Below are 11,984 nucleotides of genomic sequence, written 5' to 3' on the forward strand. Positions count from 1 at the left end.
GATTCACCCATTTTGACTAACCCTTCTGTACCGGTTTGATAACTTAAATGACTGTCCGGTTTTCAGGGTCCACTTTACTCATCACGGGCGGCGCCCAAGGCATCGGTCGCGCCCTGGCTCAGGCATTCCTGGCCGAGGGATGGCGCGTGGCCGTGCTCGACCGGGAGGCCGAAGCGCTGGCTGAGGTGACGGCTGAATGGGCGACCCCGGCCTGTCTCGGGCTGGACACTGATGTCGGCGATGAAGCGGCGGTCGAGCGCGCCTTCGCCGCACTCGCGGCCTGGCAGTCTCGGGATGGCCAGCCCGACGGCCTGGATCTGCTGGTCAACAACGCCGGTCTGGCCGACCCGCTGAGCGGTCCGCTCGAAACACTGTCGCTGGCCGACTGGCGGCGCTGGCAGGATAGCCATCTGACCGGCGCCTTTCTCTGCACCCGCGCGGCCATTCCAGGGCTGCGCCGACGTCGCGGTGCGATCGTCAACATTGCTTCGACCCGCGCCCTGCAATCCGAACCGCACTGCGAAGCCTATGCCGCCGCCAAGGGCGGCCTGCTGGCTTTCACCCACGCTGCCGCGATCAGTCTGGGACCGGAGATCCGGGTCAATGCCATCAGCCCCGGCTGGATCGAGACCGGTCCGCTCCAGAAGTCGGCCCATCGGCGCGTCCCGCACCATCGCCCGATCGATCGGACTCAACATGCCGTCGGGCGGGTCGGCGCGCCGGAAGACATCGTCGCCGCCGTGCGCTTCCTGGCCGGCGACCAGGCCGGATTCATCACCGGCCAGAACCTGATCGTCGATGGCGGGATGACCCGGACCATGATCTATGCGGCGTGACGCCGACATGGGCGCACGACACTCAACACGTCGCCCGAGCCTGGAGACAGCGCCGAACCGGCCGGTCCGGCCTCACACCGATGGCGAGCCGTCTCAATGCCGCTGGATTCATCCGGAGAAACAGCGTTACTACAGCGTCGCCCTGGTCCGCGACCTGTTCGGCGAGTGGACATTGCTTCAGTGTTGGGGAGCAATCGGCTCACATCTGGGCGGACAGCGCCTCGTGTGGGTCGAGTCGCGCGAGGCTGGACTCCAACAGATCATGGCGACCGGGAAGCGGCGCCGGCAGCATGGTTATCGGGAGCCGGAGCCCGTCTCCACAGACATTCGCTGAACACATGCCAGGTCACGGACTGGCCACGATAGCCAGCGCCCGCGAACATGACGATCAGCCCGGACTGCTGCGGCCTCCAGGGCGTAGCAAAGACGTGAGTTCATCTGGCGGGCTCCGTGGACTTGCCGGCTAGCGACTGATCTGCCCGCTTGCCAGGCTAGAGTCGCTCAGCCGCATGACCGCCATAGGCACGCTCGCCAGCAACGCAAGTGCATCGGAACAGTCATGGCGAGCGATCATCTCACGCTCCCTGAGCTCGGCTGGTAAGCATTCCCCGAACTTCAGCTCAGCGATGAACGTCTCGTCGAGCGGCAGCGCGAGTTCGCTCGCTTTGCCGAAAACCTTGTTGCGGATCGCCGTCGCCATCGACGCGAGATCCACCGCGCCGGTGAAGCTGATCGTGAGATTATCGGCGACGATCCTGGTCGCCTCTCCAGCCAGCGCATTCGCGATCGTCGCATTGACGAGCCGGCCCGCGAAGGTCCACCAGACGAGGCTGTCGCGCGCCTCAGCGATGAGGAAGGTCTTGCCCGGCTCTACCCAGTCCAAGGCTTCGCGCAGTTCGGCCATGTGCTCCAGGGCGCGACGCGAGAAGGCGACCGGTGGTTCTGCGCGCGCGAGCACGCGGGGAATCGCCTGACAGAGCTCGAAATGCAAGGGTTGGCCGGCGCTCAGCCATTGCGAGCGTCCGCGTAGCGCTGTCGGTTCGACGTATGCCTTGCGTCTCGGCCAGTCAATGTATTGGGTTGCCCAAGAGCGACCTCCGAGGGTCAGGAGCGCCGGCCCTTCCTCTTTCAGGATGAAGGTCGATTGATGGACCTCACCAATCTCTTGTCGGCCATGGAAGACCTTGATCGAGGGTGGACTCACGAACACCGAGAACAGGTCCATGAAGTGCCTGGCGCCGAATTGACGCTCACCCGATCCGCCGATCCCCAGCAGCCCCTGATCGGTGTGGAGAATCTCCGTTTCGAGCATGAAGTCAAGGATGCGCTGAAAGTCATCCCGCTCGAGCGTCCCCAATCCCGGAAGCCGTCCCAGCCAGGCGGGCCAATCCGCGGCGGTGATCCCGGTTTCCTGGAGGGCGAGGCCCATGATCTGCTGAGCGAACAGATGCATCGGCAAGGGCGGCGGCTCGATCGGCTCGACAAAGCCTTCGCTCCACAGTTGCAGCAGGGCCGCCGCCGGCAGGAAGGCCTCCGCCTTGGTGATCAGAAAGAGACAGTTGCGCGCGGTCCCCGGGCGACGTCCGGTGCGTCCGATCCGCTGCAGGAAGGACGACACCCGGCTCGGGGTATCGATCTGAATGATCCGGTCGAGATCCCCCACATCGATCCCCAGCTCCAGCGTGCTGGTCGCGACGATCACGCAGTCCTGTCCTTGACTGAAGGCCGTCTCCGCCGCCTGTCGCTCCTCCAGACTCAGGCAGCTATGCGAGACATAGGTGCTCACACCGAGTCCACGCAGTTCGATTGCCAGCTCTTCGACCTGCATTCGGCTGTCGCAGAAGACCAGGCGCTTCTCTCCTCGATGCAGCCGGGAGATCACCAGGGCCGCATTGCGCAGATTGCCGACCCAGTCGAGTTCGATCTCCGGAGGTCGACCGGCATCCGTCGGCGGATCGATCACGCGGCGCGGTTGGTCAAGGCCCGCTGCGAGCCAGTCGCACAGGTGCTCGGGGTTGCCAACCGTCGCCGAGAGTCCCACCCGCTGCAAGTCTCGCCCCGCGATGCGGCTGAGCCGCTCAAGCAGGTACAGCAGATGCCAGCCGCGATCATCGCCCGCAAAGGCATGTACCTCGTCAAGGACGACACAGCGCAGATTCGCGAAGAGCTGCCGATGGTCGATCCGCCTGGAGATCAGCGTCACTTCCAGGGACTCGGGCGTCGTCAGGAGGATGTCCGGCGGGTCGGCGATGAGCTTGGCCTTGCGCGCCGGGCCGACATCGCCGTGCCACAGCGCGACGCGCCGCCCGACCAACCCGGCATAGTGTGCGAGCCGCGGCTCGAGGTTGTTGAGCAGCGCTTTGATCGGACAGATGTAGAGGACGCTGAGTCCCTCCCAGCGCTCGCTCAGCATCCGCGACAGAACAGGGAAGACCGCCGCTTCCGTCTTACCGCCCGCCGTGGGCGCCAGCAGGATGGCGTGTTCCCCGCGCAGAATCGGCGCGATCGTCGCCTCCTGCAACGGACGCAGTGAGCGCCAGCCCAGGGTGTTGACGATGTGGTGCTGAAGCGCCGGATGCAACTGATCGAAGGAGAATCCCCCCAACCCCCCTTTTTCAAAGGGGGGCTTCTCTTGTGAAACGCTGGCCATCAGCCTCTCTCACCCCCTTTGATCAAAGGGGGCTTATCCTGAGAAACACTGGTGTTACTGGCCATCAGCCTCTCTTAACCCCCCTTTGAAAAAGGGGGGCCAGGGGGGATTTCCAACTCGATGTCGTCAACGCGAGCGGCCGAGCGGGCCGAGCGTTCGACAGCGGTCAGCTCCTGGTCGCTGACGGTGAGGGCATAATGCCGGCGCGGGTCGAAGTCGGCGAACTGATCGACCCGGTCGAGAACCTCGCCGACCAGCTTCTTCAGAAACACCCGAGGCGCGATTCCGACCTTGCCGCCCAAGGCGCCGGTGACCGCCTGGGCTAGTGTGGCGACATAGGCGTCGTCAACCACCTGGCTGATACGCTCGCAGGCCTTCCCCTCCACGCACCCCGCCGCATAGAGATCCCGCACCTTGCGGCCCACCTCACAGAGGGCGGCGACGTCGAAGCCCCGCAAGCGGATCTGCACCGCTCTGGGGTTGTCGAAGCGGGCCTCGGTCGCAAAATCCACGGCGAGTCGCTGCGCCAGGGGCGGCAGTCGCTGCACCCCCATCGGGCCATCGAAGAAGGACGGCGTCCCGGTGACCACCAGATAGAGTCCCGGAAAGCGCCCGCTGTCGATCTCGTCCATGAGCTGCCGCAGGGCGTTCAAGCTCTTGTCGCGCACGTCCCCGCGCATACGTTGCAGGGTCTCCACCTCGTCGAGCACCAGCAGCAGCCCCGGATGGCCGGAATCCTTGAGGATGGTGAGCACGCCCTGCAGGAAGCTCAGGGCGCCGAAGTGGTCGATGTCGCCTTTGATGTTGGCGTAGCGCTTGATTGCAGCGGCGATGTTCGGCTGGCCCGCCATCCAGGCCAGAAGGCCGTCGGCGATGTCCTCGTGCCCTTCGAGCAGCGCGCGGCGATAGGCGCGCAGGGTCAGCGCAAAGGCCGGCGCCGAACGCACCACCTCACCGAGGCGCTTCTCCATCAAGCCGTCGGTGGCCTCGATCAGGGCCGAGGCGTCGTTGGGATCGACCCCGCCCTGTGCGATCACGTCCTCTTCCAAGGCAAAAAACCAGGCGTCGATGACGTTGCGAAACGCCCCCGAGGGTGAATCGGCGGTGGTCAGCCGCTCGATCAACCGGCGGTAGACCGTCTCCAGTCGATGCAGTGGCGTTTCGGTCTCGGAGATCTGCACCTCGGCGCCGGCGAAGCCGAGGCGATGGGCGCGCTCACGCAGCCAGCGCACCATGAAGGTCTTGCCGCTCCCGTACTCACCGCGGATGGCCTTGAACTGGCCGCGCCCGCGCGCGACCGTCGTCAGCGCGTCGTCGAAGGCGGCCTCGAAGGACGTGAGCCCCACCGCCAGCGCATCGAGCCCGTATTGCGGCACCGTGCCGCGCCGCAGTGCGTCGATGATGTCGGCTCGGCGCTGGCGACTGATGCTCATGACAACTCGAACTGGGTCTTCAGCGACGCGAGATCGAGGCGGATCGTCTTGGACGCCCGATCGATCGCCAGGACCGGATAGCCATCGACATTGAGCAACTTCTGCACACCCGCCAAAAGTCCGTTCAGGCGGATCTCAGGGAGCCCCAGGCCCTGCGCCACGGCGGCGGCCATCTGCTGACCGCCCGCCTGTGACAGCAACTCCAGGAGCCGGCGCAACTGTGCCTCGCTCACCATGACCCGAGCGCTGCGCGCCCTCATCTGCGCATAGACCGGCGAGGCCAGCAGGGCGGCGATCCAATCGCCCTCCCCTATCATCGCCGGGCTTGGCGTGGGCGGCTCGGCGAAGAGGTCGAGCGTTAGCGTGTTCTGCTTCGACGGACGGGCGGAGGACACAGGCGCGGACGCCACGGCGGCCTTGGCCGGCGGCTCCGACACCGGATCGAGCGCCCACCAGGCGGGCGCCTGTCGCGCGACTTCCTGCCAGCCGGTAATCGGGCCGGTCTCGCCGGCATTGCGGTAGACGCCGAACGGAATCAGCACCTCCTGAAGCGAGCCGCCGCCGTGATAGCCCATTTTCTTCGAGGTGTAGCGAATCCGCTCGGACCAGGGCAGGATGACCTGGTGGCCGGGCAGCGCCACGCGCTCGCCCGAGACCCGCACCTCGCCGTCCCCGACCGCCTCGGTCGTCGGCTTGAAGCGCGCCGACTCGGCATTGGACGGCATCAGCCGCATGTCGTGATCCAGCACATGACCATGGTCGCTGGTGAGGATCACCAGTCTCCCGGATTCGCGGGCGGCCTCCAGGATCTGGCGCAGCACGCCGACTGACGCCACCGACCAGCGCACCGACACCTGGGCGCCGCTACTCAAGTGGTCGTCAACCGCGTTGATCACCGCACCGACGACCCGGTGCGCCTGGCCCGCGATGATGTCCCGAACCCCTTCGGCCAGGGCGCCGCTGCCCGGCTGCTGGAGATCGCTCTTGTGAAACAAGAGGGGTGGAAACTTCGTCGATGACAGCGCCTTCAAGGCGGGGTGCGCGGCGAAGGCCTGTTTCTCCTCGCCACTGGCGCCCTCGCCCAGCGCTCCGGACAGCAAGGCATAGCGGCTGATCCGGGTGATCGTCGGCAAGGCGGCGAGCAGACAGCAGGGCGCCAGACGCTCCGCCGGCTGTAGCTCCACCCAGCCGTGATGCAACAGATCGCCCGCGAGTTCACGGTAGACGGCGTGACTCATCCCATCGAGCACCAGGACCAGCACCGGCTGCTGCTTCGCCAGGGGAGCGACCAAGCCCTCCAGCGCCCGCTCCACCGGCAAGACCGAGGCATCGACCTGATCTCCCCGAGCGATGGCCGACAGGTGATGCGAGAAGCGCTCGTTCAGGCGCTCGCGCCGCGCGGACACCTGACCGACCAGCCGTGTGTAGAGACGATTCAGTGCCTCGTGCTCATCGCCCGACCAGAGGCGGCTGCGCGCCCAGTCCAGATAGCCGCCGCTCGCAACATAGTCGTCGACCTGCTCCAGCAGGCTCCCGCGCTCCACCTCTTCGGTCTTCAGCCAGCGGCAGGCACGCACCGCCAGCTCCGCCGTGCCGAGCTGCTCGGTGCGGACCCTGGCCAACTGATGACGTCGCAGATCCGCCAGGGCGGCGAGCGCGGGTTCGATGGGTTTGCCCGCGAGCGCCGCCTGGAGCGCCTGCGCGAGCCGATCGAGCCGCTGTCCGTATCCGCCCGGAAGCAGGTCGGAGGCGGCGGCCAGCGGTTGCATGTCGAGACTCGCGAGGAGCTGCTCGGCCTGTGCAAGCGGGGCATTGAGCACGCGATAGGGGCGCTCGGCGAGGAGCCGTTCGAGGTAGTCGACGGTTGTCCGTCCATAGTCCTCAAGCGTCGCGTCGTCGATCCGTGCGCCGCCGATCAGGCGCTCGCGCAAGCGTCCCCTGGCCTGGAACAGGGCTTGGTCGAGCGTCAAACCGGCGCGATAGAGCACCGAGCAGACCAGACCGATCGCCACCATGTCCCCCGCGTGCCCGTGTCGCCACAGGTTCAGAACCAGCTCGGTCGCGGCGCCCAGTCGGGGCCTGAGCCAGTCGCCCAGGTGCGCCGTCACGGTCTCGGGGAGTGCCGAGACCGCCGCGCTGACCTCCGAGCCGCGCGACCACTCCAGGAGCGCGTCCAGATCGAGCGCTTCGCCTGCGAAATCGAGCCGCGCCAAGGCCAGGGCGCGCCAAGCCTTGTCGAAATCCAGCACCTCGCCGAACTGAATGCGACCACGATAGCGCTCGAAGCCCTCGACCAGGGCCTCGGCGATCCAGCGGTAGGATTTAGCCGTCAGCCGCGGATCGATCCGGCGCACCCGCAGCAACTGCTCTAGGGTGCGCCAGGGGCTGATGCGCTTCGGCTCGCCGCCCCAGAGCCGTGCCAGGACGTCCTGCGACAGGCGCGTCTCATCGAAGGGCGAGAGCATTACCAACCGCTCGGCGCCGGGCCTATGGGTCACCAGCCGTTCACGCATCGCCAGCTCCGAGGGGCAATAGACCACCCGCAGCCATGTGTCCGACAGCGGCAGCCGCTGCTCGCGTGGTTCGATGGGTTCGGGCCAGACCAGGGCGATCCGATCGGCCTGGGCGTCCCTAGCCAGGATCGCCTGCACCTGGGTGAGCACGGCGCTGGGGAGTTTGGCATGCTCGGAGACGGACGGATTCGACACGACTGAGGTCATCGGCAGTGCTTCAATCCGTCTCACCCAGGATCCGGTAGCTGATGTCCAGGGTCACACCGTCGCTCAGCAGTGGCTCGATCTCCTCCAGCACGCGGCGAGCCTCGTCGACTGCCAGGCCCTGGCGGTCGTCCTGCTTCAGCACCCGCTTGCCCTTGGGTCTCACGGGCGGCGTCGGCGGCGGGTCGATCGGGGGAACGACAGCGGGCGGGCGCTGAATCAGGCGTGTTGCATCCGCCTGGGCCTGCTTGAGCGCATCGGCCAGCGATGTCACCAGCTCGTCCGCCGCGAGTGCATCGGCCACGGCGCGCTTGATGCGCGTCCCCTCCCCCTCGCCCCAAACGGCCCGCAGCAAGTCCCAATTGTTGTCCGCCAGCGCATGACTCACCCGCGTTGCCGTGATGAGGCTGCGACCTAGCGCTTGCAGACTGGTGACCGGCTCCAGCTCCGCCAAGGCTTCGACCAGGGCCGGCCCCTCGCGGGATTGCAGATCCTCCAGCCACTGCACGGCGAGCCGGGCGTTGGCCAGCCGGTTGCCGGTCGCCGCCAGTCCAAGCGCATCGAGCTGTTGAGTCAGATCCGCGACCAGGCTGCGGCAGTCCTCCAGGCGGGCATTGACCTCGGCCTGCACCTCCTTTTGCAGCGCGTTCTGGTTGTTGGCGGTGAGCAAGGGATTGATCGTATGACCGAGCACGGCGGCGAAATGGTCCAGTGCTTTCCGCCAGATCTCAGGCTCGGCCAGCTCCTGCTTGATCAGTACCAGGTCGTCGCGGATGTCCTTGAGGCTCACATCCTCGAACGGACCGCCGTGGAAAGTGAAGGCGTACTGTCCATGCTCGGCAAAGACGAGGATCAGCAGGTTCTGCACGGCCGTCGGCAAGCCCCGAGGACGCGGCTGGTCCATCGCCTCACGGAGCGCCCGCACAGTCGCCTCACCACCCATTCGGGCCAGCTCGCGGCTCAGGTGTTGCGGCCAGTCCTCCTTGAAGATGAAGTGGCGCTCGTGCATCTCGCCGAGCTTGAGCGGCTGCGCGATCTGGCGCATCAGCGGCCGCAGGGGGCCGTCGACGTCGATACGCCCGTGCGGGGCATGAATCGCGCGGCGCAGCTCAGTGAAGACCTTGCCGAGATCGCTCGTCTTCACCTCGCCGTCGCCTTGGGCATCAAAAAAGGCGGGGTGATCCGGGTACTGCCAGGCCAGGGCCTGCCCGAGCAACTGCTCGAAGGCCTTTGCCATGGTGGTGCCCTGCGGCGGGCGTGGCGTGAACCCCGGCTGTAGCGACAGGAGCGGCGATTCCAGCAGATCGTTGTGGTCGAGCGAGCCGGGCAACGCCTGAGCCACCCCGTAGGCGCCGATCAGGATGTCCTTGAGCTGCTGGCGCAGCTGGCTGCGCTGATTGTCGAGCAGGGTGCGGGCGCTCGCGCGATCCTGCGGGCTGAGATGACGGCTGTAGCGGTTGAAGCTGTCCTCGCTCTTGAGGATGTCTTCCAGCACGACCAGTTTGCCGAGGTTCTTCTGCGCGCTCTGGCTCAGGAAATAGGGTAGCCAGCAGATCGTCTTCGCCTGCCCGCCTGCCGCCTCGAAGTTGCGCACGCGCGCCTGAGCGTCGGTCGGGGAATGCGTCCCGGCGCCGAACGGGAAGTCGATGATGACCTTCCACTGATCGTCGCGCGACTCGAAGAGGCTGTCGTCCGTGATTCCGAGGATGTTCTGGAACAGCACCTCCACCCGCCGCCGGGTGCCGCGCCACAGCCACTCGTGCTCGACGAAGAGCTGGTTGTCGTCGCGGATGCCGAAGGCGTCGAAGACCATCTCACGCACCAGGCGTCGGCGGTTGCCGTCGTTGTCGTTGATGCGTGCCTGCTCGATGATGCTTTCGGTATCCACGCCCGAGAGCTGCACGCCGATGGTGGGATTGGGGTCGTCGGAGATCTTGATCTCGCCGACCTGACCCGCCCATTTGCGGCACTTCTGCAAGACGGTTTGCGCCTCGCGCCCTGGGATGGGCGAGCGGATGGTGCCGTGATTGAGCGCCGCGAGCTTGGTCGCGGTGAGCTGTTTGAAGCTCTCGACCTCGGGGACCAGGGCGGCCAGCACCAGGGTCTTGAGCAGGCGCAGATCGTTGTTGAAGGCCTGCCGTTTGGCCTCGTCCGGCGCCAGCTCCTGAAGCGCCTGAAGGCTGATCTGGTGCTCCTGCTCCAGGACCGGGATCAGCTTGCGCTCGAACAGCAGCTTGGCGTTGTCGAAATGCTGTCGCATCTGCTCGGAGAAAGGCTCGGCCTCGGAGGCGATGACATCATAGAGGTCGCCGACCGGGATGACGCGGCCCAGCGCCAGGGTCTCGCGCTGCTCGACCAGCAGCATCAGCATGACCTTGAGCGCCGTGCGCTCGCGCTGGAGCGCTGAGGAGAGCGCCACCAGCGCCTGCACCAGGGCCGGGCTGAAGGGATAGAGGGCGCGGAACATGTCGCGGTCGCCCTGACTGGTCAGCAGCAGGGTGAACGCCTCCTCGCGCATCCGCTCGGTCTGGGCGAAGGCCGCTTCGATCTGGTCCTGGGCCGCCGCGCTGACGGGTGCGAGCAGACGCCGCTGGGCGATCACCGGGAGGTTGCGATCCTCCAGCGTGATGGTGTGGAAGCGCCCCTCCCAGTATTTCAGCGAGTCGCTCAGGATCTCCTGGTCGACGCCGCTGTATTGGTCGCCGACGAACTCGCGCAGGTCGCGCTGACGGGCGATGAAGCTGATCAGCGGCAGCTCGCGCGGGAGGCCGGTCTCGACCAGCTTGACGACCTTCTGGATCTCGCTGTTGATGAAGTTGCGGTCGGACAGGCGGCTGGCGAGCCAGAGGATCAGCTCGTCGAGGAAGAGGATGACGGCGTCATAGCCGAGCGCCTTGGCGTGCCGGGTCATGACACGCAGGCCTTCGTCGAATTCGAGATAGCCGCCGCTTTCGGTGTTGGCGAGATCGGCGAAGGACTTGAACAGGGAGCCGACCAGATCGCCGACCAGGCGGATGCGGTCATCGTCGCCCGCCTGCCCGCTGACCACGGCCTCGAAGCTCACCGCCTCCCAGCCGGTGGCAGCGTCACCCCAGCCATCGTCGCCCCCCGCCGCGCCGCCCGCGCTGTTGAGCGCCGCGAAGAAGCGTTCATCGCCCATGTGCCCGCGCATCGCCTGGGCATCGGCGAAGAGGCGCTCGCTCATATAGAAGCCGGGTACTGGAGCATCCGGGTGGAGCTTGCGGATATAACGGGCATAGCCACCGAGCACGCCGGACTCGATGCTCGCCGCACCGATCATGTGATAGGGCGCCAGCAGGATGTTGCGGCTCTGCATCCAGTCGCTGTGCTTGGCGACCGACGGGGCCAACTCGGGGATGGCGCGCGCCTGGGGATTGCCCTGCAACAGCAGGTGCAGCACCGCCATGAAGTGCGACTTGCCGCTGCCGAAACTGCCGTGCAGATAGGCGCCCTTGTTGCGATTCTGCCGGCTGGCGGCGGTACTCTGGATGAAGCTCAGCGCGTCCTCGAAACAGCGGGCGAGCTGCGGAGTGACGACATAGTCCTTGAGGGTCTGCTCGACGGCATCCGCTTCGAGGCCGCTGGCCAGGTTGAGTACGAAATCGCCACGCTGGACGCGCTCGGGGATGTGGATGAGGTCTTTGATGAGAACAGACATACGATGATCGGCATCCGTGTCTTGTCAGATTCGGAATCGTTGGCGTCGAGCCTGGTTTTGTCTCAGGATCGAGGCGTGGTATCGGCGGCGCCAAATATTACCCGATCATAGAGTTCGCGCATCGACAGTCGGCAGTCCAGTGCCTCCAGAAGTATCTCGGCGTCCGGGTCGGTATAGGCGTCGAGCACCCAGCGGCCGTCGGGCTGGCGGGTGAAGACATCGACCGCGATCTGGTCCTGCGCGACCAGCAGATAGTGACGCAGGCTCGGCAGTTGGCGGTAGAGGGCAAACTTGCCGCCGCGGTCGTAGGCTTCAGTCGAGGGCGAGAGAACTTCGGCGATCAGCACCGGGTTGGTCAGCACATCGCGCCGTGCGTCATGAAAGATCGGTTCACCGCACAGCACGCTGACATCCGGGTAGGCACAGGCATCGGCGGTTTCGATGCGTATCCGCATGTCGCTGGAGAGGACCGCGCAGGAACTATCTTTGAGCCGTTGATGCAGTTCGCCGGCCAGATTGACCGTGATCAAGCTGTGCTCGTAGCTGCCGCCGCTCATGGCGAACACCTGACCGGCGAAATACTCGTGCTTCACATCGGTCGATTCGCGCTCGATGGCGAGATAGTCCTCAAACCGATACTCGGGTATGGGTTGTGTCTGCATGATGTCG

At 66.0% G+C, this 11,984-nt stretch carries 7 protein-coding genes; 2 read left to right on the top strand and 5 right to left on the bottom strand.

Translation table 11 applies throughout. The features are described 5' to 3' along the window. Positions 1–47 precede the first annotated feature (47 nt). The gene (locus GJ668_RS14040) at positions 48–836 is read left to right on the top strand and encodes an SDR family oxidoreductase (protein ID WP_155450774.1); all 789 of its coding nucleotides are present in this window, start codon (positions 48–50) and stop codon (positions 834–836) included. Beyond that, positions 826–1,170, top strand: coding sequence for a WGR domain-containing protein (locus GJ668_RS14045; RefSeq protein ID WP_343032221.1), 345 nt, complete (start codon positions 826–828; stop codon positions 1,168–1,170). Before GJ668_RS14040 ends, GJ668_RS14045 begins: the two co-directional genes overlap by 11 nt. Before the next feature lie 129 nt (positions 1,171–1,299). Here the strand turns inward: GJ668_RS14045 and GJ668_RS14050 are convergent, their stop codons facing one another. From GJ668_RS14050 to GJ668_RS14070, 5 genes are all read right to left on the bottom strand, one after another. Further along, entirely contained in the window at positions 1,300–3,486 is a 2,187-nt protein-coding gene (locus tag GJ668_RS14050) for a DEAD/DEAH box helicase (protein ID WP_155450775.1), read from the bottom strand. 74 nt (positions 3,487–3,560) lie between these two features. Beyond that, positions 3,561–4,919, bottom strand: a complete 1,359-nt coding sequence (gene brxD, locus GJ668_RS14055; RefSeq protein ID WP_155450776.1) for a BREX system ATP-binding protein BrxD — start codon at positions 4,917–4,919, stop codon at positions 3,561–3,563. Next, positions 4,916–7,639 (bottom strand): BREX-2 system phosphatase PglZ, encoded by a 2,724-nt coding sequence (gene pglZ, locus GJ668_RS14060; RefSeq protein WP_155450777.1) that lies wholly within the window; start codon positions 7,637–7,639, stop codon positions 4,916–4,918. Before pglZ ends, brxD begins: the two co-directional genes overlap by 4 nt. A gap of 10 nt (positions 7,640–7,649) precedes the next feature. Then, complete coding sequence (locus tag GJ668_RS14065; RefSeq protein ID WP_155450778.1) at positions 7,650–11,315, bottom strand: BREX-2 system ATPase PglY family protein; 3,666 nt, start codon at positions 11,313–11,315, stop codon at positions 7,650–7,652. Positions 11,316–11,377: 62 nt separating this feature from the next. Continuing rightward, positions 11,378–11,977: a Uma2 family endonuclease gene (locus GJ668_RS14070; RefSeq protein ID WP_155450779.1), complete on the bottom strand. Its 600-nt coding sequence runs from the start codon at positions 11,975–11,977 to the stop codon at positions 11,378–11,380. Positions 11,978–11,984: the final 7 nt, after the last annotated feature.

Origin of the sequence: Allochromatium palmeri (assembly GCF_009720725.1) — a bacterium.
GTDB lineage: Bacteria > Pseudomonadota > Gammaproteobacteria > Chromatiales > Chromatiaceae > Thermochromatium > Thermochromatium palmeri.